Source organism: Oenococcus oeni DSM 20252 = AWRIB129 (genome assembly GCF_000372485.1).
In the GTDB taxonomy this organism is placed as follows: Bacteria; Bacillota; Bacilli; order Lactobacillales; family Lactobacillaceae; genus Oenococcus; species Oenococcus oeni.
Map to the genome: position 1 here is coordinate 153,229 of NZ_AQVA01000002.1, position 21,595 is coordinate 174,823.

The window sequence follows — 21,595 nt, forward strand, 5'->3', positions numbered from 1 at the left end:
TGACTAAAAAATGAAATCGTTTACATTAAATTATGAAAAATGATACAGTACTTATATTTAAAATATTTTTTAAAAAGGAGCTTAATAATATGAGTCAAAGATTAAAAAATAAAGTTGTAATCATCACCGGTGCTGCTTCTGGTATGGGAAAAGCAATTGCTGAATTGTTTGCCCGTCAAGGAGCAAAAATAATCGCTGGTGATCTAAATGAGGATGGTGTCAAGTCGGTTGTAGAAAAAATTAAACAAGCTGGTGGGGAAGCCATCGCAGTCAAAGCTAACGTTGCTAATCAGGCTGATATTGATAATTTATTTAGTAGTGCTTAAAATAGTTTTCATGGTTTGGATATTCTCGTAAACAATGCCGGAATCATGGATAATATGGAACCAGTTGCCAATGTTACAGACTCAGAATGGGAGCGCGTTTTCTCAGTGAATACTGTCAGTGTTATGCCACAAGTCGAATCGCGGTTAAACTTTTTTTGCCAAAAAAGCATGGGGTTATTTTAAATATTGCTTCAGTTGGCGGTATCCAAGGAGCTCGGGCTGGAGCCGCTTATACAGCTTCGAAGCACGCCGTGGTCGGATTAACTAAAAATACTGCGTATATGTACGAAAAAGAAGGTATTCGTTGTAACGCAATTGCACCCGGAGGAATAAACACCAATATTTCTTCAAGTATGACGAATATTGATAAATTTGGTATGCAACGTCAGCAAACCGGAATGACAACCATGCCTGAACCGGGAAGCGCTGAAGATATTGCCAATGCCACTTTGTTTTTGGTTTCCGATGAGGCAGCTTATGTAAACGGAGCTGTTTTACCGGTTGATGGTGCTTGGACAGCTTACTAATTGTTGAAAATAAAAATCTTTTTAATAATGAAATTTCAAAAAGTACCTCAAAAAAATTATTTTTGGGGTTATTTTTTTGCATTTTAGCAATTATTTTAATTATTGCTTATATTTTTATATCTCGTGATAATATTTACACTACATTTTAATTGCAAAGGGGATATTAAAATATGAATTCATCATCAGTAGTAAAAGCAGTTGAAGCGTTGAAGAAAGGAAAACTAATTATTGTTGTCGACAATAACGATCGTGAAAATGAAGGCGATCTATTAGGCTTAGGGGCTAAAATGACTCCTGAAAATATGAATTTTATGGTGACCAATGCCAGAGGATTGGTTTGCGTACCAATAACTTCAGCACTTGCTAAACGTTTAGGGCTGAAGGCAATGGTTGAAAAAAATACAGAGACTAATAAAACAGCTTTTACCATTTCGCTTGATGGTACAAATGAAATAGGTGGAATTACAACTGGTGTTTCCGCCTATGATCGCACAGCTACAATTAATAAATTAAGCGATCCGAATTGTGAAGCCAGGGATTTTGTCCATCCCGGACATATGTTTCCATTAATAACTAAAGATGGAGGCGTTTTGGAACGCAATGGGCATACCGAAGCAGCAGTCGATTTGGCTAAATTATGCGGAGTTACTCCAGTTGGCACGATTGTTGAAGTATTACGACCGGATGGACACATGGCTAGAAGAGATTATTTATCGCAAATGTCTAATGAATATCAACTGCCAATGCTATCAATCGATGAACTATCAGAATTCATTCGTGAAAATGGTTTAGATCCGATTGATTTATGATCTTATATAAATAAATCGATAGTGTTGTTTGGACATTACGAACAATAAGAATTTTTAAAAATATAAACATAGAATCCTAATAATGACTTAATTTTTTGACACTACTAGAATTTTTGAATAATAAAAATCCTTTTGGATCAAAACTTTCATGTTTAGTCAATTTTAGTCAATCTCAAATTATATTCAGAATACATTAATACAAACGGTAACCAAAGTATTTTTTTGGCTTAATGTTAAAAGACATTTGAAGCAAAAAAATATGTTGAATTCCACTCACAAATATCAATGAAGAGAAGCGTTAAGATAAAGATCCTTAATCATGAAGTAGAACCTAACTTGTTGTTTTTTAGAACTTAGGTTCTATTTTTGTTTGTCTGGAAAATCTTCAGGAAGATAAAATAAGCTTTTTTAATTTTAGTTAACATAATATATATTATTCAAAGCTATTGATATTCAGCATAAATATTTGATTTTGCTTATGACCTATTTTTTAAATTAGATAAAATTAAATCCCGGCTGCTTGCTGTTAATAAAATAAGTCTTGTAAATATCCATATTTTGGAAATCAGAGAAGATATCGACGGTATCCTGCAACTTACTTTCATACATGAAAAAGATCTCCTTCAAGCCGAAAAAGTATTGTCCGCAGGTAACTACGTCACGTTAAGAAACAATTGAAAATATCGTCTCTTGAATTAAGGCATTAAAAGCGGTCTATTTAAAATATTTTTAACTCTAAAATCAACAATCTTCGTTAACTCATCAAAAAATATGATTTATTTTTTGAAAAACGCTTGACATTTATCCAGCACAGTTTTAGAGTTACAAACTATTAGAAATAAATGAGAACAGACATTGATGAGGAAAAGTAATTTATTACTGGGAATTAGCGAGTTTTGTTAGGTGAAAGGAAACATCTCGGTAATAAACGAAAATCACCTTGGAGTTATGACACGAAGATTTCAGTAACCGTCATTGGGCGCAACCATTATCTTGCTAACGTATCGAATAATGGTTTTTATTCCGTACGCGATGAGATATGTTGCGCGAGCAGCATATGAATTTTGGGTGGTAACACGATTAATCGTCCCGCAAAGTGGATTTTCTGCTTTGCGGTTTTTTTATTATCATCTTTTGTTAAACGTGCTTATTTATTTCTAAAAAAAGGAGATATTCTTATGTCAGACACAGATGTACTTACTGCAAAAAACGATACAGAAAAGGAAGTTGCAAACGATCTTTATCAGGCATTGGTAAACAAGCGGCCCTTAAAAGTAACCGAATACGAAAAAAAAGTTACCGAGTTCAACACGCCTTCACAGAGTTAAAAAAAGAACCCCTTGGAGGTTACAAGGTCAGTTTAACGTCAGAACAGACACAACGAATGTTTAATTCAGACTCGCCATTTTACGGTGCTGAAACAGCAAGTGCTTGGTTAGAAAACGACGCCAGTCTTCAACTCAGTGATTTAATGGATCCCTTGCTTGAAGTCGAAATGGTCTTTACTGCTAAAGAAAACCTATTGCCAAGTGATTCATTGGCCGAACTGCTCGATAAAGTTAGCGTTTCAGCTGGTGTTGAGCTTCCCGATTCACGCTTCAAGGATTGGTTTCCGAGTTTACCAAAATATTTGGTTGTTGCTGATGGAGCTGTTGGCGGCCGCGTTGTCTATACTAAAGCAACTGGAAGGGAGGTTAGTGTCGATGACTTAGCAAACGTGGCCTGCACTTTAACTCTCAACGGCAAAGAACTTGGTAGCGGAAAATCATCAGAAGTTTTGGGAAATCCCTTAAACTCCCTGCAATGGCTGGTTAAAAAAATACTGTTAAGCAACTCGGTTTGCAGGGTGTGATCGATTGGCCATGCCAACTAAGAAAAAATGGAATCAATTCAAATTCAAAATGTCTTCATTGTTTTTGACTGGGAAAGACAAGTAATCCGAGTGAGAGAGCAACTTTTCAGTCAGGGAAACTTTTCTGATTCTTTGATTTCCATATGTTGCAAAGTAATACGATTGAGTTTGTGCAGACATATAGCTGCTATAACAAGTGTAATCTGATTTATTTTCTTGAGTAAGGACAATTCCTTTGGGAATACTGACTGATTTTAAAATATTAGCCGCGGCGTTAATCGTCTGAATCTCATCCTTCGGTTTTTCGATGAAATTCTTAAGGAAAGCTGCCCGAATAAACCTGGAGGTCGGTGTGTAATCGCCTGGTAAACCAAATGATCCGGAGCCCTGACTGAATGGTTGCAAAGTCTTTCCAAGCCAATTAACTGTTTGGTATTGATGAGGGTTGATTGAAAGATAATTCCTTAAATTATTTTCATGCCAAGGATAATCAGGACTATTTGTCATCACTCCGATTGAGTGATCATAAATTTTGATTCCATTTTCGGTTGGTTCGACAATTAAACTATTTCCACTTTTATCCATAAAAATATAATGCAGTGGTGTTGTTAAACCAAGTACCGGATTTGGACGGTCAACTATTGTGATATCCGTTTCAAATGCTCTTCTAACTTCTTGATTTGTTTCACAATTAGCCAGAGCAAAACTGATAATTTTGTCGGGTGAAACAGCCAGCCTATTTTCTTCCTTTACTTTTTTATATGAAGCATAACCTGGAAAGTAGAGGGTTGCGGCGGTTAAGCCAGCTTGATTTACACCGTCAAAAGTAACTGGTCCATCAGGCATTTGCATGCCCATGCCGATAAAAGCCAGTTTACTGATATAAAAGCTGTCTTCTCCGTAGCTGGAAGTTATTTTCTTCTCTTTTGGCGTATAGATAACGTTTTCAGCCATTTCGATCGTAAAGTCCATTGTTCTGGCGAGGACACTTGTTTTGTCCGAAGCATTTAAAACCAAACTAGTGCATCCGATCATTTTTTTAAAATCTCCTTTTTCATTAACATCTTTTAAATCAAGTATACTAAAAAAAATACCTCCACTAAAAACTGAGCGAAAGTATTTGTAAAATATTATTTGTTTTCTTTGGTTATTTTCACAAAATATTCATGAAAACGTGTATCCCCGGTTAATTCAGGATGAAAGGCACAGGCCAAAAAACGGCCCTGACGGCAAGCGACAATATGCTGATTGTAAGTTGATAAGATTTCGACGCCTGGTCCAACTTTTTTAATATACGGTGCTCTGATAAAAACACCATCAAAAGATTCAGCAACATGGTCGATTTTTAAATCACTTTCAAAACTATCTACCTGACTGCCAAAAGCGTTCCGTTTAACATCAATATCAAGTAAACCAAGATGGGGTCCCTTTCGGCCTTCTATTTCCTTAGCCATCAAAATTAATCCAGCACAAGTTCCAAAAATTGCCTTTTTCTTGGCAAAGATTTTAATCGCATCAAACAAACCGTATTTATCCATCAAACGACGCATCGTCGTACTTTCGCCACCTGGTAGAACCAAACCGTCTAACTCTTCCAATTGGCTGGCATCTTTCACGGCGATTGTTTCGGCACCAGAATCTTTTAAGGCCTTTATATGTTCACTGACTGCTCCTTGAAGAGCAAGAACTCCAATTTTAACTGTCATATTTTTATTGCCATCCCATCAAATACCGCGTTCCTGCATATGCTCGGCTGGTTGAAGAATACTCATATCAATGCCTTTCATTGGTTCACCAAGCCCTTTTGATAATTCGGCAATTCGAGGGTAGTCTTTGTAATAAGTAGTCGCTTCGACGATCGCTTTGGCAAATTTGGCTGGATTTTCCGATTTAAAAACCCCTGAACCGACAAAAACGCCGTCAGCTCCTAATTCCATCATTAAAGCAGCATCAGCTGGAGTTGCGACACCACCGGCAGCGAAATTAACAACCGGTAAACGACCACTTTTTTTGATTTCCAGTAAAACATCGTAAGGAGCACCCAGTTCCTTAGCGAAGACCATAATTTCTTCCGGAGACATTCCTAAAACTTTATTAACCTGATTGTTAACCAAGCGCATATGGCGAACAGCTTCGACAATATTTCCTGTTCCAGGTTCTCCTTTGGTTCGAAGCATTGCTGCTCCTTCGCCGATTCTTCTTGCCGCTTCGCCTAAATCTCGGCAACCACAAACGAAAGGAATGGTAAATGCTTTTTTATCAATATGATAAACATCATCGGCAGGAGTCAATACTTCACTCTCATCAATATAGTCGACTTTCATCGATTCAAGTACCCTCGCTTCAATGATGTGCCCGATTCTTGCCTTAGCCATTACTGGAATTGAAACAGCGTTTTGTACTGCTTCGACAATTGCGGGATCAGCCATTCTGGCGACGCCACCGGCTTTACGAATGTCCGAAGGCACACGTTCTAGTGCCATAACAGCTGTCGCGCCGGCCTCTTCAGCTATTTTCGCTTGTTCAGCATTGACAACATCCATGATGACGCCGCCTTTTTGCATTTCTGCCATCCCTCTTTTAACTAGGTTCGTTCCTTTTTCAGCCAATTGATTCCTCCGTCAAGATTTTCATCTTAGATACTAATAAAATAGCGTTTTCGATCGTTCTTTTGTATCGGTTAAAATAATGAATTATCCATAAATTCATTAAAATTAATTCTAATACAGTCTGTTCAATAACGATCAGAAAAAAGCTTTTCAGTAATTTAATTGATGACTAGTACGAATGAGATATCTAATAGTCACTCGTTTCCCTTCTTAAAATAGTGGGACTTCAGTGACGAAATTTTGAGTTGTTTCTTGTCCAAATTGTTGGATAGATTTTACTAGACTACAATTGGTTTGTAGTGGTTATTATAATCACGACGTTTTTAGCTAAAAAATGAGAGAGGAGAATTTTTTATGCATTTAATTTGGGAATTAATCGTTGGAGCTATTATTGGAGCGATTGCCGGAGCCTGACCAGTAAGGGGCAAGCCATGGGATGGGTCGCAAATATCGTTGCTGGTTTGGTCGGCTCCTGGCTCGGAGAAAGTTTATTAGGAACTTGGGGACCGGTTGTTGCCGGAATGGCTTTGATCCCATCGATTATTGGTGCTGTTATTGTCGTTGTAATTGTTTCTTGGATTCTCAGCCGTTCACATAATTGATTTATTTATTGATCAACTAGTAAAAAATGGATTTTAAAAACAACTGTATTTGAACAGTTGTTTTTTTAGACTTATTTAATTATCGATACGCCAGGAAAACAACAATCAAAGTTAAAATCGACGGTAATCCCTGGCTAAATATAATTTTTTATTGGCAGTCAAAGATCCGAAAATAGCGGCAATCACAATAAAACCAATAAACAACATTAAACCAGGAAAAATTATATTTGTAGGAGAATAATATCTAATTAATAAGATTGAGACTCCGAGAAAACCATTATAAAGACCTTGATTGGCCATTGAAATTCGAGCTTCTTTTTGCAATAGATATTTTTGCTTCAAGTTAAAGACGTTTCTTGCTAATTTTGTTTGTGTACCGAACATTTCCAAAAGCATAATAAATAATGACTCCAACGCCACAACGATTATCAAAATATCTGCGAACAATTTCATTTTAGGATCTCCTAGCTAAAAATACAGTCATCCTCGTCCAATTTCCACAAACCAAATTCCAAACCCTGATTATATCCTAATTTAAAATGGTCTTTATCTGATTGATTAGCAAATTTATTCCGACTTGGTTACTCTCACCTTCCGGAATAATTACGTCGGCATACCTTTTTGTTGGTTCGACAAACTGATGGTACATTGGTTTCACGGTTTTTAAATATTGATTAATGATCGAATCGGTCGTTCGACCACGTTCGGAAATATCTCTCTTCAATCGTCTGATAAAACGAATATCATCATCAGCGTCTACATAAATTTTTATATCCAACAAGTTTCTAATTCGCTGATCGACAAATAATAAGACACCCTCGACAATGATAACTCTTGCCGGATTAATTAAAATTGTTTTTTTAGAACGAGTATATTTTTCATAATCGTAAATTGGTAGTTGGATTTTTTGCCTATTTTTTAATTTTAATAAATCGTTATAAAACAAGTCGCTATCAAAAGAATCCGGATGATCGTAATTGATCTTCTTTCTTTGCTCGATCGACATTGATGTTTGGTCGTTATAAAAGGCATCTTGAGGAATAATAGCCACAGATTGTTTTTTTAATTGGTTGTGAATATCTCGAGCGATCGATGTTTTTCCGGAACCCGACCCACCTGTGATTCCGATGATGATTATAGGCTGATCTTTATCATTTTGCATTACTTGTCTATTTTTCTATTCTCTTGAGTAAGTGTCAAGAAAAAAATTGTAAAACAAAAAAGTTCTGCTTATCAGAACTTTTTAAGATAAATCTTCTCCATTAGAAGCAATAACTTTTTTAAACCAATAGAAGGAATCTTTTTTAATCCTATCCAGAGTTCCTTTACCACCGTCATCTTGATCAACGTAGATAAAACCATAGCGTTTAGACATTTCTGAAGTCGAAAAACTTATTAAGTCAATCGGTCCCCACATTGTGTATCCCATTAGATCGACCCCGTCGCTGATGGCTTCTTTCATTTGTTCAATATGTTGACGCAGGTAGTCTATTCGGTAAGAATCGTGAATGCGACCTTATCCAGTACTCCAAAAATCTAATTTTTGTTTATTCTCTTCTTTCGTTTGCATTAGTTGCCTGCCCTTTTGACTAGGTCTTCAAACAACTTTAATTGATCAGGAAAAACCTGCCACATACTTTCCGGATGCCATTGAACCGCTAAGATTCTATCGGAATTCTTTGATTCTATTCCTTCGATCACGCCATCACTGGAAGTTGCCGTAATTTTCAAATTTTTTCCTAAATCTTTAATGGCTTGGTGATGGCGAGAGTTAACAAAACTCTCATAACCGACTATTTTTGCCAGTCGACTATCTTTTTCAACTTTAATTTTATGAGTTGGGAATGATCCCTCGGTTGGAGATTGACGATGCTTAATTTTTAGATTTGAATATTGCTTCGCTAGATCTTGATATACATTGCCACCACAAGCAATGTTAATCGCTTGGATTCCCCGACAAATTCCTAAAATCGCTTTGCCGTATTTTTGAGCTTCTTGGATCAAAGGTATTTCAAATTGATCTCGTTCGTAAAAAGTAGCTCCGATTTCTGGAATAGCTTCCTCTTTGAAAAATTTTGGATCAATATCCGGACCACCGGGAATCAAAAGACCATCAAAAGTACTAAGCAGAGCTTCAAAATTTGTATCTTCGACATATGTTGGCGAAGGCAAAATTATTGGAATTCCACCAACTTTATAAATAGCTCGTATGATGTCTCTTGGGGCATAGTCGATTGCTTGGTCATTGGATGACATTGAGGAAAAACGAGAAATATCTGAAGTGATTGCAATTATTGGTTTTTTCATGATTCAGGCAATTTTAACAAAACTTCTAAAAAAAATAAACTAAAAGCACTGAAAAACAAAATCCAGTGCTTTTAGTCTATTAGTTCATTTATAAAAAACAACAAAAATTTTACCAACTAGCTTTTCTAACACCAGGAATTTGTCCCTTGTGAGCTAACTGACGGAAATTTAAACGACTCAGTCCAAAAGCACGCATATATGCGTGAGGACGGCCATCAGTCAAATCACGATGATGAGCACGAACCGGCGATGCATCGCGAGGAAGCTTTGCAAGGCCCTGATAGTCACCAGCAGCTTTTAAAGCCGCGCGTTTTGCAGCGTACTTTGCAACAGTTGCTTCAATTCTTTTTTCTTTTTCAATCTTAGACTTCTTAGCCATTACTTCACCTCCTTAAACTCAACAACTTTATGTAGCTTTGGTGAGTATTTTTTCAAAACAAGACGATCAGGTGTATTACGGCGATTCTTACTCGTCAAATAAATACGTTCACCTGTTTGATCATTGCCAAGAATTACGTGATCCCTTTGTCCTTTACCTGCCATGTTTTCTCCTAAATAGTATATTAATCAAAGTCAATTCAGTACAAATAAACATTATACACAAGCATAAAATACTTGTAAAGTGCAATTTGTATATTTATCAGTGAAACAGATCAGTTAAAGGTGGGACAATCTGTTTCTTTCGTGAAACGACCCCTGGAAGATCAATCGAATCGTCCACAAATTTTCCGTTAAAAGCAGAAGCAATTTTATCAGGCTCTGAACCATAATAAAGAGCTTTTGAATTTGAATTAAGAATATCGGTAATCACAAAAAGAAAACCATCGAAACCTTGTTTTTCGTTTTCGGCAATTATTGCTTTTTTAAGAGCTTCTTTACGTTCCAGTACACTTGGAATATCAACCGTATTGACTTGGCCGATCCTGAAAGTTTTTCCGGCAAATTTAAAGGTCTTGGCATCTCCGTCGATCAAATCCTGTTCACTTTTCTTTGATAGATTAGTACCGGCTTTTAATAAGTTAAGGCCATAAGCATTTACATCGTCGACTCCAGCAATTGACGCTAATTTTCCGATCACATCGCGATCAACATTAGTTGTTGTTGGACTTTTCAATAGCAAAGTATCTGAAATCAATCCGGAAAGCATTAAACCTGCAATCTTTTTTGGAATCTCGATTCCATCTTTTTTGAAAAATCCATACAAAATAGTCGAAGTAGAACCAAGCGCTTCTGCGTGGTAAAACAAAGGTGAACTCGTTTTGAAATCAATTTTATGATGATCAAAAACATGAGTAACAGTCAAATCTTCAATATTCGAAACGGACTGAGCTGTTTCATTATGATCAACCAAAACAACTTCTTTAGTATCTGCTTTTTCAATCACTCTCGGAGCTTCTACAGAAAAATAATCGAGAACAAAATTTGTTTCGTCGTTTGTTTTTCCTAAAGCAACTGCTTCTGTATCCATTCCCTTTTGATTTAAATAATAAGATGCCGCGATAGCAGCGGCAATAGCATCCGTATCGGGATTTTGATGCCCAAAAACTAATTCCTTAGCCATTTTCAATTACCTCTTGTTTTAATCTAACCTTTACAATCATACTATTTTTATTAACTTTGACCTTGCGTTTGAATTCATCGTCCAATCCGGAAATATTATTCGGATTAACAGAAAAATCAATCACTTGGTTATCATTCGTTATTGCTTGAAGTTCGCTTTTTTTTGATCGGGAAATTGCCTGTGTCCCACCGATTATTTCGTCGGCCATAAAAATCGTTTCCGCTTTTTGAACCGAGTTCACTGTTGAAATAGGTATCTCAAGCGGATTAATAATTTTGGAATGCCCGCGATCACTCATAAGTACCATTAAATCTTCCGAATCAATTAAATCCATTGAAACAATTCTATCTTTTTTTGAAATTTTTGCAGGCTTAGCTCCGGATGATTTGGCTGTCATTAAGGCTATCTCGCCAATTGGAAACTTATAAAGATATCCTTTTTGAGTAGCCATAACAACCAAATGATTTTGTGAAGCAGCAAAAGCAACAGAAACCAAAACGTTTTTTCCTTTTATTGCAATTGCCTTACTGGCTCTTTTTTTATAATATTTGGTCGGATTTAATGCATTTTTATCAACTTGCTTAACAAAAGCATCACTGCTGGTAAAGACAAAGGTTCCCGTTTGTTTTAGATCCTTAAAATCAAAAACTTTGATTACGATTTCATCTTCGGCCAATCCGGAAATTTCTTGTGATAAGTGTTCGCCAACATCTTTCCACTTAGTATCAGCAAGTTCATAAACCTGACGATAAATCAGATTACCCTTATTGGTAAAAATAAATAGACTGCTTAATGTATTAACTTTAGCCAAATAGACCGGATAATCATCATCGGTTAATCCATTATCATCAGTAGCCTTGTATGAGCGAAAAGAAGCTCTCTTTGCGTAACCATTTTTCGTGATTTGAACAATCACGTCCTCGTTGGCAATCATTACGGCAGTATCGATTTTCAGTTGACTAACCTCTGTTTGTATTTGGCTTCGCCTTGGATTGGAATATTTTTTTTCAATCTCCTTTAATTCGTTCCTAAGGACCTTATTCAATTCTTTTGTTTCTTTTAGAATTGAATTGAATTCGGAAATTTGCTTCGTCAGCCGATCGTGTTCATTTTGTAAGGCAACGACATCCGTATTCGTCAAACGATAGAGTTGTAAGGTAACGATTGCTTCAGCTTGAGGATCGCTGAATTGGAATTTTTTGATTAAATTCTCTTTGGCATTTTTGCGACTTTCAGACGCTCTGATAGTTGCAACAACTTCATCGAGAATACTTAACATTTTAATCAAACCCTCGACAATTTCTTGACGAGCTTGAGCTTTTTTTAATTCAAACTCGGTTCTTCGACGAATAACTTCTTTACGAAAATCCAGAAAAGCCGATAGAGCCTGTTTGAGACCAACAGAAACAGGTCTTTGCTTATTGATAGCAGTCATATTAAAATTGTAGGCAATTTGCAAATCGGTTTTTTTAAACAAATAATCCAAAATGCCTTCAGCATTAGCATCTTTTGAAAGCTCAATTGCGATTAACAAACCTTCACGACTTGTATCATCCCGTACTTCCGTAATTCCGTTAACGTCTTTGTTAAGACGAATTTCATCTATACGGGCAACAAGTTCCGATTTATTAACCTCATAGGGGAGCTCAGTAATCTCAATTTGTTTCTTACCGGCTCTAAGCTGTTTTATTTCTGTTTTGGCTCGCAAATAGACTTTTCCTCGACCAGTTGTATATGCATTTTTGATACCGTCCAATCCCTGGATAATACCTCCGGTAGGAAAATCTGGTCCACTTACATATTTCATCAAATCCTCTAAAGAAGCAGCGGGATGTGATAATAGGTAAATCAAAGCGTTAATTACTTCGCCTAAATTGTGAGGCGGAATTTCAGTTGCATAACCGGCGGAGATTCCTGAAGCGCCATTAACCAGTAAATTTGGGATTCGGCTTGGCAGAACGGTCGGCTCGTAGCGCGTGTCATCGAAATTCAGTACCATATCAACAGCCTGTTGATCAAGATCCGTTAACATATCGCCGGCAATCATGGAAAGTCTTGCCTCGGTATAACGCATGGCTGCAGGCGGATCATTGTCGATCGAACCATTATTGCCGTTCATATCAATTAAAGGTTCCCGCATTTTCCAGTTTTGACTCATGCGGACTAAGGCGTCATAAATCGATGAGTCACCATGTGGATGGTAATTACCCATTACGTTGCCAACTGCTTTCGCCGATTTTCTATAAGCATGTTGATAGGTGTTGCCATCTTCATTCATAGCAAAAAGAATTCTTCTTTGAACCGGTTTTAAACCATCTCTGATATCCGGTAGAGCTCTTTCTTGAATGATGTATTTTGAATAGCGGCCAAAACGCTCACCCATAACATCTTCAAGGCTTAGTTCTTGAATTCGTGACTCGTCAGTCATTAGTTCGCCTCCTTTTTATCTAATCCCGGATGATAAGTGCCATCGTTTCCGTTTACTGTATCGAGAATTGATCCGGCTTCATCCAAAGAAAACGCAACGTTATCTTCGATCCATTTGCGGCGCGGAGCCACTTGATCGCCCATCAGAATTGTGACTCTTTTTTCGGCCAAGGCCGCATCTTCGATTTTGACTCTGATCAAAGTTCTTTGATCCGGATCCATAGTTGTTTCCCACAAAAGGTTTGCATCCATCTCACCAAGTCCCTTATAACGCGTAATCGTATATCCCCGCGCAGCTTTTTTTGTTAATTCAGCGAGTTCTTCGTTTGTCCAGGCAAATTCCTCTTTTTTATTTTTCTTCGCCCCTGAGGTGACTTTATATAAAGGCGGCAATGCAATATACACTCGACCAGCCTCAACCAAAGGACGCATATATTTATAAAAGAAAGTCAATAACAATGTCTGAATATGAGCACCATCATCATCAGCATCGGTCATAATGATGACTTTATTATAGGCAGCATCTTTGATGTTGAAATCTGTACCGACACCGGCACCAATTGTATAAATCATTGTGCTGATCTCTTCATTTTTTAAAAGTTCTTCCAAACCGGCCTTTTCTGTATTCAGAACTTTTCCGCGAAGCGGCAAAACAGCCTGAAATTTTCGTGAACGCCCTTGTTTAGCAGAACCGCCGGCAGAATCACCTTCGACAAGAAACAATTCTTTTTTTGAAGCATCCTTTGACTGAGCTGGAGTCAGTTTTCCGGAAAGCAGGAATTCTTTTCCTTTTTTCTTTTTACCGGATCGCGATTCGTCGCGAGCTTTACGAGCCGCCTGCCTTGCTTCACGAGCCCGCAAAGCTTTTCGAACGAGATTTTGAGCAAAGTCTCCGTTCTCCATTAAATAGCGACCAAGTTGTTCCTCGATTACAGAACCAACGGCTGATCGTGCTTCGATTGTTCCAAGTTTTTCCTTCGTCTGGCCTTCGAATTGAAGAATATTTTCAGGAACTCGCAAGTTGATCACAACCGAAAGACCTTCACGAACATCCGAACCATCGAAATTGGGATCTTTTTCTTTTAAAAGACCGGCTTTTCTGGCATAGTCGTTAAAAGCCTTTGTCCAAGCAACTTTCATTCCTGTTTCATGAGTTCCGCCATCAGGAGTCCGGACGTTGTTAACAAAAGAAAGTAGTGTTTCTGAATAACCATCATTATATTGGGCGGCAACTTCAACCTCAATGCCTTGTTGTTCCCCGTCGAAATATATAACTTTGCCGATAACAGCTTTACCCTCGTTTAAATAGTCGACAAATTCCTTAATTCCATCTTTATACTGGTATTCTTCAATAATTTGCGGATCCGGTCGTTCATCAATCAAAGTTATTTTAATTCCCTTAAGGAGAAAAGCCGATTCCCGCAAACGATCAGCGATAGTTTGAAATTTATAAACAGTTGTCGAAAAAATTGTTGGATCCGGCTTAAAAGTGATTGTTGTTCCAGTTTGATCCTTGGTTTTACCAATTTTCTTTAAGCTTCCGACCGGTTTTCCACCGTTTTCAAAATTTTCTCTATATTTGTAGCCGTCACGATTTATTTCAACAGTCAAACGTTCTGAAAGTGCATTCACGACAGATGACCCGACGCCGTGAAGGCCACCAGCCGTTTTATAACCACCTTGACCAAATTTTCCTCCGGCATGGAGAACGGTCAAAATAACTTCGGGAGTCGGCTTACCTGAAGCATGCATACCAACCGGCATACCACGGCCGTGATCAACGACTGTAATTGAATTATCCTGATGGATTATTACTTTGATTGAGTCACCATAACCGGCAAGAATTTCATCAACAGCATTATCGACAATCTCCCAAACCAAGTGGTGAAGTCCACGCGTATCTGTTGAACCGATGTACATGCCTGGGCGAACCCGAACAGCTTCAAGGCCTTCTAAAATTTTTATATCTGATTCATTGTAAGAAATTTCTTTTTTTTTCGTCATAAATAAAATCCGGGCGAACATTCATTCGTCTATCAGTCTGTAAAGATACACTATTTAAGCTCTTTTTTGCAAGTCTACTGTCTTGAAAGCTATAATAATTAAGTGGTTTTTAAAACGATTATATTTATTATTCTTGCCTATTTAATTGGATCGATGATGTCCGGCTATTGGATTGGCAAGTATTTATATCACAAAGATATTCTCGATCTCGGTTCTGGAAACGTCGGCACGACCAATGCATTTCGAACTCTCGGTGTAGCTCCAGGTATTCTGGTGATGTTTCTCGATATTCTTAAAGGCGTGGTTGCAACGTTATTACCTGTTTTTTTTGGCTTTACAGCAATTAATCCATTATTCATCGGAATTTTTGCGGTTCTTGGCCACTGTTTTTCAATTTTTATGCATTTTCATGGAGGCAAAGCAGTCGCAACATCGGCTGGAGTGATTCTTGGCTACAACTGGCAATTTTTCCTGTTTTGCCTAGCAGTTATATTAATTACGCTTTTGCTTACTTCAATGATGAGTGTTGCTTCAATTACTACTTTTGTTCTCGGAACTTTGTATGCCTTCTTTTTTCTCGGCGACTATTTTCTTTCGATTTTTGGAATAATTTCAACTATTGTTATGCTTTATGCTCATCGCGAAAACTTGAAAAGAATTAGAAAAGGAACAGAATCAAAGATACCCTTTGGCCTTAATTATTGGTTTTCAAAGAAAACTCATTGAATATTCAAAATTTTCTTTTTGTCCCGCTGACAGCGAATTACTACCAAATTTATTCTCTAATCTTTGGTTGCTGTTAATTGTATCGGCAACCCCCCACCATGGTTCAATTGCAACAAAATCAGCCTTTTCATCATTCTTCGACCAAATACAAAAAAACTTTAAGTTCTTTCCGGCAACAGCAATTCGTGTGCTGCGCTCCAACTGTTTTTCGTCTGATTCTGAATCGGGAACATTCGTCTGAAGAAATAATTCGGTCAAATCTTTATCGGCTTTCAATATAAGTGCATCATTAAGAAAATCCGATCGAGAGATTTTATGAGCATATGAAAAATTAATTTTTCCAATCGGTGAAGGATTTAAATAATTGCCGTTTAAAGTATAACGATCAAACTCCCTTTGATTAGCGGAAATGCTTGTATTTTTAAAATTGGCATTAAAAGCAGGATGACCACCGATTGAAAATATCGTTTTTTTATTGTCTGTGTTTTTAACTATATAGTTAACTTTTAATTCAAAATTTTTTAATTCATAAACAGCCTGAAGGACGAATTTAAAGGGATATTTGGATAAAGTATCTTCATTAGATTCTAGTTGGAAAATCAATTTGCTGCTGCTTTTATCGATTAAGTCCCATTTCATATCGCGAGCAAAGCCATGTTGAGGCAAATGATATTTGACACCATTAAAGGTATAAGAATCATCTTTTAAGCGACCGACGTTTGGAAACAGAATCGGTGCATGTCTTTTCCAAATTTTTGGATCAGCCTGCCATAAGTATTCATAGCCGCCATTATTTGCTTTGACCGATGTTAACTCGGCACCAGTTTCCGTAACGGTTACGGTTAAAAATTTATTAGTAATTTTGTAATCATTCATCATGTCTAATTTTAGCCCGATCAAAGAATTTTTTGTAGTTTTCCTGGAGATTTTCAGTCGTGATATGCGTGTATATTTGCGTTGTCGATAAACTTGCATGGCCCAGCAGTTCTTGGACGGTTCTGATATCGGCACCGTTATTCAATAAATGGGTTGCAAAGGAGTGCCTAAGCATATGAGGATGAATGTTGGCGGTTAGTTTAGACCTTTTTGATACCTGTTTTAAAATATACTCGGCACCGGTTTCAGTTAATTGTCTGCCACGGGTATTTATAAAAATATAGGAGTGCTTTTCCGAAAATTTCTGCATTGTCTTCTCACGCCAGGGAAGATATTGTTTTAGAGACGCCAGGGCTGGTTTTCCAAAAGGAATGATTCTTTGTTTCTTCCCTTTTCCTGTAATGTCAACGATTTGGCTATTAAAATCTATTTGAGAAAAAGTCAAATTTGTAATTTCAAATATTCTCATCCCAGTCGCATATAGTAACTCTATTAAGGCAGAGTTCCTAAGATGCTGATCATTTTGCGGGTCGGCTGCTGCTCTGAGGTATTCGATAACTTCCGCTGGATATAAAAATTCTGGCAACTTCTTGTTGCTAGAACGAAATTCAATGTTTGCAAATGGATTTTTTTTGGCCAAACTGTTTTCGATCAAAAAATGATAAAAACTTCTTAAACTTGATATTTTTCGTGCTATAGATGTTTTAGCTAATTTCCTTTCGTATAAATTATTCAAATAAATCCGGACATCAAATCGATCAATAGCCGAAAAATCCTTGAATCCGCCATTCTGAGAAAAGAAATTAACAAATTCGTCTATATCTTCGCGATAAGCTTTGAGAGTCAGAGTAGAGTATTGGCGTTCTGCTTGCAGATATTCTTCATACTTCTTCATTGTTGAAGTAATCTGATTCATATTTTAAGTATAGTTTTTAGATACGAAAAACCGCAGGCTGAAGTATTATCTTATAAATTCATAAAAACATTTAAACGTTCTCTAATATCATATTTGGTCATCATTCCTCATTTAGACTGATTTTTAAAGGAATAAAATGGAAAAAAGATCAATTATCAATCCAATTGAAAATATTCGTCTGAGCAGCGAACTTTGGCGAGAAAATATTCAGGTTGTTTTAACGAATTTGAGGCGCTCGCTCATTAATTTATGTGATCGAATTTTAATTAGTCAAATCAACTTTATCGATAGAATGAAAATAAATGCAGAAATTTCTGCCAATTTGTCTACAAAAAGAGTCTCCAACAATAAGGCAATAAATATGAAAAAAGGACAAACTCCCTTCACTTCCAGAACCATGAACAAATAGCTAAGAAATATTTACAAAAAATTCTGTTTTGTTCCACAAACAGAATTTTTTTACTTTGTTTCATTGTTTTCTTCAGTTTCTTCGTTTTTTTTAGGTTTGGTCCAACTTGCAAAATCACAATCCGGATAACGAGAACAACCATAAAAAATGCGTCCCCGTTTTGTCCGTTTGATAACAACTTCGCCAATCCCACATTTTGGACATTTCATGCCGATTTCTTCAACGATTGATTTTGTACCGTGACAATCAGGAAAACGAGAACAAGCATAAAATTCTCCTCTTCTCGAACGACGTATAACCATTAAGCTGCCACAAATATCGCATAACTCAGGTGCAATTCGATCATAAATTGGAACCTTTTCAAGATTTTCTATAGCTGCATCAACCTCTTTGCTGAATGGCTTGTAAAATTCATCAATAACTTTTTGCCACTTAACATTCCCGGTCTCAACCTTATCCAGTTCGTCTTCTATCTTTGAAGTAAATTGTTTGTCTGTTACCTCTGGAAATGATTTAACAACAACATCCTGGACAATATCTCCCAAATCAGTCGGTACAATTTTCTTTTGATCGAAACCGATATATCCTCTGCGTTGAATTGTATCCATTGTCGGAGCGTAAGTCGACGGACGCCCTACTCCAAGTTCTTCCAATGCTTTGATTAAACTAGCCTCAGTATATCGAGCCGGTGGCTGAGTAAAATGCTGTTCCGGAAGATTATTCACCATTTGAACGAGATCACCAATTTTAAGTGCCGGCAAAATATTATTTTTTGTCGAAGACGTTTTTAAAGCCATTGTCCATCCTTCGAAAAGAACCTTAATTCCGGTAGCGCGCCAAACAGTTTTGTTTTGTTCAATCATCAGAGATTGATTTTCAAGTTTTTGTTCAGACATCTGGCTGGCGATAAAACGAGACCAGATTAGATTGTATAAACGATATTGATCGCGAGTCAGAATTTCTTTTAACGATTCCGGTGTTCTTTCGGCATCTGTCGGCCGGATCGCTTCATGCGCATCCTGAACATTTTCCGACTTTTTAACAACATTATGGCGATGATAATATTCTTTGCCGAATTTATCGACAATGAATTTTTTGGCCATTTCTTGAGCTGTTTCCGATAGTCGAGTTGAATCGGTACGCATATAGGTGATTAAACCAACGTGACCGATTTTTGGCAAACTAATACCTTCATAAAGTCCCTGAGCTATCTGCATTGTTTTTCGCGCATGATAATTCAATTGCGAGTTGGCTGTTTGCTGAAGAGAAGAAGTTGTAAATGGATTGGGAGCATTTCGCTTTGATTCTTTTGTAGAAATATCGGTAATCTTAAAATCTTTGCTGCTATCGATTCTCTTTAAGATTTTGGAAACCGATTTTTGATTATCTAATTTAACCTTTTTCCCATCGGTACCGTAAAATTCGGCTGAAAACTCATGTTTACCAGCTTTGAAATTGGCATTTAAACTCCAATATTCCTTTGGAACAAAAGCGGCTATCTCTTTTTCTTTATCAAGAATCAAGCCGAGCGCAACTGATTGGACACGGCCTGCCGATAGTCCCCTTTTGACTTTTTGCCATAAAATCGGACTAATCGAATACCCAACCAAACGGTCCAAAACACGACGTGCCTGTTGGGCATCTACCAAGTCCTGTTCGATTCCGCGGGGATGTTTAAAAGCTTCTTTGACGGCTGGTTTCGTTATTTCATTAAAAGTTACTCGGTTTTTTCCACCATCGGGTAAACCAAGAATATGTCCCAAATGCCAAGCTATCGCTTCACCCTCTCGATCCGGATCAGAAGCTACATAGACAGCCGAGGCTGATTTGGCGGCTTTTTTTAAGGAATTTATTAATGGCGCTTTCCCACGAATATTGATATATTTTGGTTCGTAATTATGTTCGGTATCTACACCCAACTGTGATTTTGGCAAATCACGAATATGGCCCATCGAAGCCAAAACTTCGTAATCCCTTCCCAAATAATTTTCAATTGTACGGGCTTTAGCCGGACTTTCTACAATTACTAACTTCTTTGCTTTTTTCTTTTTAGTTACCACGAATAACAGTCTACACTAGCTGTCAAGTTTCTAAATCAGTAACAAATTATTTCGTTTAAAATGTCATCGATTTTTAAAACGGCCTTTGCCCCGTCGGCAATCAATTGATTTGTTCCATTTGAATTGTTCCGGTTTAAATCTCCCGGAATGGCCAAAACATTCCGATTCTCCTGTGTGGCATAAGCGGCAGTTATTAAACTACCCGATCTTTCCTTTGCCTCAACGACTAGCGTCGCAGAAGTTAGACCAGCCAGAATTCTGTTTCTAGCCGGAAAATGATACTGCTTCGGACGACTTTTCGGAAAATATTCGGATAACAACAAACCATCGGAAATGATTCGTTTTTGGATTGACTGGTTTTCGGCTGGATAACTAATATTGGTACCATTTCCGATAACGGCGATTGCCGTTCCTTGTTTTTCCAAAGCAAGTTGATGGGCATAAGCATCAATTCCTTTTGCCAAACCGGAAACAACAGCGATTCCGGAATCAATTATTTTCGGTACAAATTCCTCTAATATTTTTTTGCCGTAATTAGTCATTGTTCGTGTACCAACAATTGTTATCATCGGCGAATTAAGAAGATTAAGACTTCCTTCATAAAATAAAATAATCGGTGCCTGGTAAATTTCTTTTAATTGTTTGGGATATTCTCTATCACAAATAGCCAGAAAATTTAAACTACGATATTTCTCATATTCATTGATAAAATCTTCTAGAAAAGTTTTATATTCATTAACGACTGTTCCCTGCAAAAACTGATAATTTTCATATTTACCCAATAAATCGGTAAAATCTCCTTGGCTCAAAGGAAGATCGTTTTCAGACATTTGATTGTTTAGTATGTACTTATAAAAATAATGTTCTTGCTGAGGTGTCTTTAAAACAGCATGCAAAACAAACAAGTAATCGCGTAATTTCATATTGCCTCCTACTTGTTTGATACGAATATTTAAATCAGTTTTGAAATTGGAGCAAAAGTTTTTCGATGAATCGGTGTAATTCCGTATTCTAAAAGCGCTTTCTTTGCTTCACTTGTCAAATACCCAACGTTGCGTTCAAAACCGTATTCAGGGTATTTTTCGGCCATTTTAATCATAATTCGGTCACGATGACACTTGGCCAAAATTGAAGCAGCCGCAATTGAATTGGATAATTGATCGCCGTGAATAATTTTGAGCTGTTTTAAATTTAAATCAACAGCCATTGCATCAATTAGCAAAGCATCAGGCATTTGCAAAAGATTCATAACTGATCTTTTCATAGCTAATCTGGCAGACTGATATATATTTATTAGATCTATTTCCGTTACGGAAGCTTCACCAAAGGCAAAAAGACAGGATGTTTTTTTGATTTCTTCTTCCAATAAAAATCTTTGTCTTTTATTGAAACGCTTCGAATCATATGTTTCGGATACATTAAAATTGGCTGGCAAAATGCAAGAACAGGCCACGACCGGCCCTGCAACACAGCCTCTTCCAACTTCATCGATTCCAGCAATAATTTGATATCCTTCGTCATTTAATTCATTTTCAAATTTAAAACGAATCCGGAAAGAATCAATTATTTCCTCTAATTTCATAA

General features: G+C 37.1%; 21 protein-coding genes, 3 pseudogenes and 1 other annotated feature. Of the genes and pseudogenes, 7 read left to right on the plus strand and 17 right to left on the minus strand.

Going from position 1 to position 21,595, the window contains the following annotated elements; genetic code table 11:
• Window positions 1-89: 89 nt before the first annotated feature.
• The 4 genes and pseudogenes from A3G9_RS01000000109410 (at window position 90) to A3G9_RS0102505 (ending at window position 3,514) form a co-directional block, all read left to right on the plus strand.
• Window positions 90-853: pseudogene (locus tag A3G9_RS01000000109410) on the plus strand (SDR family oxidoreductase).
• Window positions 854-1,023: 170 nt separating this feature from the next.
• Window positions 1,024-1,662 carry a 3,4-dihydroxy-2-butanone-4-phosphate synthase gene (gene ribB / locus A3G9_RS01000000109415; RefSeq protein WP_002821764.1) on the plus strand — a complete coding sequence of 213 codons (639 nt, stop codon included), beginning with the start codon at window positions 1,024-1,026 and terminating at the stop codon, window positions 1,660-1,662.
• Window positions 1,663-2,508: 846 nt separating this feature from the next.
• Window positions 2,509-2,757: a binding site (T-box leader), on the plus strand.
• A gap of 83 nt (window positions 2,758-2,840) precedes the next feature.
• The gene (locus tag A3G9_RS1000000110340; RefSeq protein WP_226489918.1) at window positions 2,841-2,990 is read left to right on the plus strand and encodes a hypothetical protein; all 150 of its coding nucleotides are present in this window, start codon (window positions 2,841-2,843) and stop codon (window positions 2,988-2,990) included.
• A gap of 56 nt (window positions 2,991-3,046) precedes the next feature.
• Complete coding sequence (locus A3G9_RS0102505; protein ID WP_018025217.1) at window positions 3,047-3,514, plus strand: hypothetical protein; 468 nt, start codon at window positions 3,047-3,049, stop codon at window positions 3,512-3,514.
• A 33-nt stretch (window positions 3,515-3,547) separates the two neighbouring features.
• Here the strand turns inward: A3G9_RS0102505 and A3G9_RS0102510 are convergent, their stop codons facing one another.
• The 3 genes from A3G9_RS0102510 to pdxS all read right to left on the minus strand — a co-directional run bounded on the left by A3G9_RS0102510 (window position 3,548) and on the right by pdxS (window position 6,123).
• Complete coding sequence (locus A3G9_RS0102510) at window positions 3,548-4,549, minus strand: choloylglycine hydrolase family protein (protein ID WP_002821765.1); 1,002 nt, start codon at window positions 4,547-4,549, stop codon at window positions 3,548-3,550.
• 95 nt (window positions 4,550-4,644) lie between these two features.
• Window positions 4,645-5,220, minus strand: a complete 576-nt coding sequence (pdxT, locus tag A3G9_RS0102515; protein ID WP_002816429.1) for a pyridoxal 5'-phosphate synthase glutaminase subunit PdxT — start codon at window positions 5,218-5,220, stop codon at window positions 4,645-4,647.
• Between the two features lie 18 nt (window positions 5,221-5,238).
• Window positions 5,239-6,123, minus strand: coding sequence for a pyridoxal 5'-phosphate synthase lyase subunit PdxS (gene pdxS, locus A3G9_RS0102520; RefSeq protein ID WP_002820425.1), 885 nt, complete (start codon window positions 6,121-6,123; stop codon window positions 5,239-5,241).
• A gap of 354 nt (window positions 6,124-6,477) precedes the next feature.
• Here pdxS and A3G9_RS01000000109420 point away from each other — a divergent pair.
• Window positions 6,478-6,725: pseudogene (locus tag A3G9_RS01000000109420) on the plus strand (GlsB/YeaQ/YmgE family stress response membrane protein).
• 111 nt (window positions 6,726-6,836) lie between these two features.
• On the opposite strand, the gene A3G9_RS0102530 reads toward A3G9_RS01000000109420, so the two are convergent.
• The 9 genes and pseudogenes from A3G9_RS0102530 to parE form a co-directional block, all read right to left on the minus strand.
• Entirely contained in the window at window positions 6,837-7,178 is a 342-nt protein-coding gene (locus A3G9_RS0102530; protein WP_002821767.1) for a DUF1304 domain-containing protein, read from the minus strand.
• A gap of 76 nt (window positions 7,179-7,254) precedes the next feature.
• Window positions 7,255-7,887, minus strand: coding sequence for a uridine kinase (udk, locus tag A3G9_RS0102535; protein WP_002816360.1), 633 nt, complete (start codon window positions 7,885-7,887; stop codon window positions 7,255-7,257).
• An 81-nt stretch (window positions 7,888-7,968) separates the two neighbouring features.
• Window positions 7,969-8,241 (minus strand): annotated as a pseudogene (locus A3G9_RS0102540) (family 1 glycosylhydrolase); the annotation flags it as partial.
• A gap of 53 nt (window positions 8,242-8,294) precedes the next feature.
• Entirely contained in the window at window positions 8,295-9,032 is a 738-nt protein-coding gene (locus tag A3G9_RS0102545; protein WP_002820430.1) for a gamma-glutamyl-gamma-aminobutyrate hydrolase family protein, read from the minus strand.
• 109 nt (window positions 9,033-9,141) lie between these two features.
• On the minus strand, window positions 9,142-9,411 hold the full coding sequence (gene rpsN / locus A3G9_RS0102550; RefSeq protein WP_002816321.1) for a 30S ribosomal protein S14: 270 nt from the start codon (window positions 9,409-9,411) through the stop codon (window positions 9,142-9,144).
• Window positions 9,411-9,575 carry a 50S ribosomal protein L33 gene (gene rpmG / locus A3G9_RS0102555; RefSeq protein WP_002820431.1) on the minus strand — a complete coding sequence of 55 codons (165 nt, stop codon included), beginning with the start codon at window positions 9,573-9,575 and terminating at the stop codon, window positions 9,411-9,413. Before rpmG ends, rpsN begins: the two co-directional genes overlap by 1 nt.
• Before the next feature lie 97 nt (window positions 9,576-9,672).
• Window positions 9,673-10,593, minus strand: a complete 921-nt coding sequence (locus A3G9_RS0102560) for a manganese-dependent inorganic pyrophosphatase (protein WP_002820432.1) — start codon at window positions 10,591-10,593, stop codon at window positions 9,673-9,675.
• On the minus strand, window positions 10,586-13,021 hold the full coding sequence (parC, locus tag A3G9_RS0102565) for a DNA topoisomerase IV subunit A (RefSeq protein ID WP_002821769.1): 2,436 nt from the start codon (window positions 13,019-13,021) through the stop codon (window positions 10,586-10,588). The genes A3G9_RS0102560 and parC overlap by 8 nt, the downstream gene beginning before the upstream one ends.
• The gene (gene parE / locus A3G9_RS0102570; RefSeq protein WP_002821770.1) at window positions 13,021-15,045 is read right to left on the minus strand and encodes a DNA topoisomerase IV subunit B; all 2,025 of its coding nucleotides are present in this window, start codon (window positions 15,043-15,045) and stop codon (window positions 13,021-13,023) included. Before parE ends, parC begins: the two co-directional genes overlap by 1 nt.
• Window positions 15,046-15,126: 81 nt before the next feature.
• Here parE and plsY point away from each other — a divergent pair, with 81 nt between their 5' ends.
• Window positions 15,127-15,750, plus strand: coding sequence for a glycerol-3-phosphate 1-O-acyltransferase PlsY (plsY, locus tag A3G9_RS0102575; RefSeq protein ID WP_002820435.1), 624 nt, complete (start codon window positions 15,127-15,129; stop codon window positions 15,748-15,750).
• On the opposite strand, the gene A3G9_RS0102580 is transcribed toward plsY, so the two are convergent.
• Window positions 15,733-16,626 carry an aldose 1-epimerase family protein gene (locus A3G9_RS0102580; RefSeq protein WP_002820437.1) on the minus strand — a complete coding sequence of 298 codons (894 nt, stop codon included), beginning with the start codon at window positions 16,624-16,626 and terminating at the stop codon, window positions 15,733-15,735. The two genes, plsY and A3G9_RS0102580, sit on opposite strands and share 18 nt — an antisense overlap.
• Complete coding sequence (xerC, locus tag A3G9_RS0102585) at window positions 16,619-17,542, minus strand: tyrosine recombinase XerC (protein ID WP_002821771.1); 924 nt, start codon at window positions 17,540-17,542, stop codon at window positions 16,619-16,621. The genes A3G9_RS0102580 and xerC overlap by 8 nt, the downstream gene beginning before the upstream one ends.
• Window positions 17,543-17,678: 136 nt before the next feature.
• Here xerC and A3G9_RS0102590 point away from each other — a divergent pair, with 136 nt between their 5' ends.
• Window positions 17,679-17,951, plus strand: a complete 273-nt coding sequence (locus A3G9_RS0102590) for a hypothetical protein (RefSeq protein WP_002820440.1) — start codon at window positions 17,679-17,681, stop codon at window positions 17,949-17,951.
• Between the two features lie 50 nt (window positions 17,952-18,001).
• On the opposite strand, the gene topA is transcribed toward A3G9_RS0102590, so the two are convergent.
• Genes topA through A3G9_RS0102605 form a run of 3 tightly spaced genes read right to left on the minus strand, consistent with a single transcriptional unit; the run spans window position 18,002 to window position 21,593 of the window.
• Window positions 18,002-20,011, minus strand: a complete 2,010-nt coding sequence (topA, locus tag A3G9_RS0102595; RefSeq protein WP_002821098.1) for a type I DNA topoisomerase — start codon at window positions 20,009-20,011, stop codon at window positions 18,002-18,004.
• Window positions 20,012-20,046: 35 nt separating this feature from the next.
• Window positions 20,047-20,934, minus strand: coding sequence for a DNA-processing protein DprA (gene dprA / locus A3G9_RS0102600; RefSeq protein ID WP_002820442.1), 888 nt, complete (start codon window positions 20,932-20,934; stop codon window positions 20,047-20,049).
• Between the two features lie 29 nt (window positions 20,935-20,963).
• Window positions 20,964-21,593 carry a ribonuclease HII gene (locus A3G9_RS0102605; protein WP_002820443.1) on the minus strand — a complete coding sequence of 210 codons (630 nt, stop codon included), beginning with the start codon at window positions 21,591-21,593 and terminating at the stop codon, window positions 20,964-20,966.
• Window positions 21,594-21,595 lie beyond the last annotated feature (2 nt).

Excerpts from the sequence above, each read along its gene's own strand:
- ribB (WP_002821764.1), top strand. The coding sequence starts at position 1,024 with ATGAATTCATCATCAGTAGTAAAAGCAGTTGAAGCGTTGAAGAAAGGA.
- A3G9_RS1000000110340 (WP_226489918.1), top strand. The coding sequence starts at position 2,841 with ATGTCAGACACAGATGTACTTACTGCAAAAAACGATACAGAAAAGGAA.
- A3G9_RS0102505 (WP_018025217.1), top strand. The coding sequence starts at position 3,047 with ATGTTTAATTCAGACTCGCCATTTTACGGTGCTGAAACAGCAAGTGCT.
- A3G9_RS0102510 (WP_002821765.1), bottom strand. The coding sequence starts at position 4,549 with ATGATCGGATGCACTAGTTTGGTTTTAAATGCTTCGGACAAAACAAGT.
- pdxT (WP_002816429.1), bottom strand. The coding sequence starts at position 5,220 with ATGACAGTTAAAATTGGAGTTCTTGCTCTTCAAGGAGCAGTCAGTGAA.
- A3G9_RS0102530 (WP_002821767.1), bottom strand. The coding sequence starts at position 7,178 with ATGAAATTGTTCGCAGATATTTTGATAATCGTTGTGGCGTTGGAGTCA.
- udk (WP_002816360.1), bottom strand. The coding sequence starts at position 7,887 with ATGCAAAATGATAAAGATCAGCCTATAATCATCATCGGAATCACAGGT.
- A3G9_RS0102545 (WP_002820430.1), bottom strand. The coding sequence starts at position 9,032 with ATGAAAAAACCAATAATTGCAATCACTTCAGATATTTCTCGTTTTTCC.
- rpsN (WP_002816321.1), bottom strand. The coding sequence starts at position 9,411 with ATGGCTAAGAAGTCTAAGATTGAAAAAGAAAAAAGAATTGAAGCAACT.
- rpmG (WP_002820431.1), bottom strand. The coding sequence starts at position 9,575 with ATGGCAGGTAAAGGACAAAGGGATCACGTAATTCTTGGCAATGATCAA.
- A3G9_RS0102560 (WP_002820432.1), bottom strand. The coding sequence starts at position 10,593 with ATGGCTAAGGAATTAGTTTTTGGGCATCAAAATCCCGATACGGATGCT.
- parC (WP_002821769.1), bottom strand. The coding sequence starts at position 13,021 with ATGACTGACGAGTCACGAATTCAAGAACTAAGCCTTGAAGATGTTATG.
- parE (WP_002821770.1), bottom strand. The coding sequence starts at position 15,045 with ATGTTCGCCCGGATTTTATTTATGACGAAAAAAAAAGAAATTTCTTAC.
- A3G9_RS0102580 (WP_002820437.1), bottom strand. The coding sequence starts at position 16,626 with ATGAATGATTACAAAATTACTAATAAATTTTTAACCGTAACCGTTACG.
- xerC (WP_002821771.1), bottom strand. The coding sequence starts at position 17,542 with ATGAATCAGATTACTTCAACAATGAAGAAGTATGAAGAATATCTGCAA.
- A3G9_RS0102590 (WP_002820440.1), top strand. The coding sequence starts at position 17,679 with ATGGAAAAAAGATCAATTATCAATCCAATTGAAAATATTCGTCTGAGC.
- dprA (WP_002820442.1), bottom strand. The coding sequence starts at position 20,934 with ATGAAATTACGCGATTACTTGTTTGTTTTGCATGCTGTTTTAAAGACA.
- A3G9_RS0102605 (WP_002820443.1), bottom strand. The coding sequence starts at position 21,593 with ATGAAATTAGAGGAAATAATTGATTCTTTCCGGATTCGTTTTAAATTT.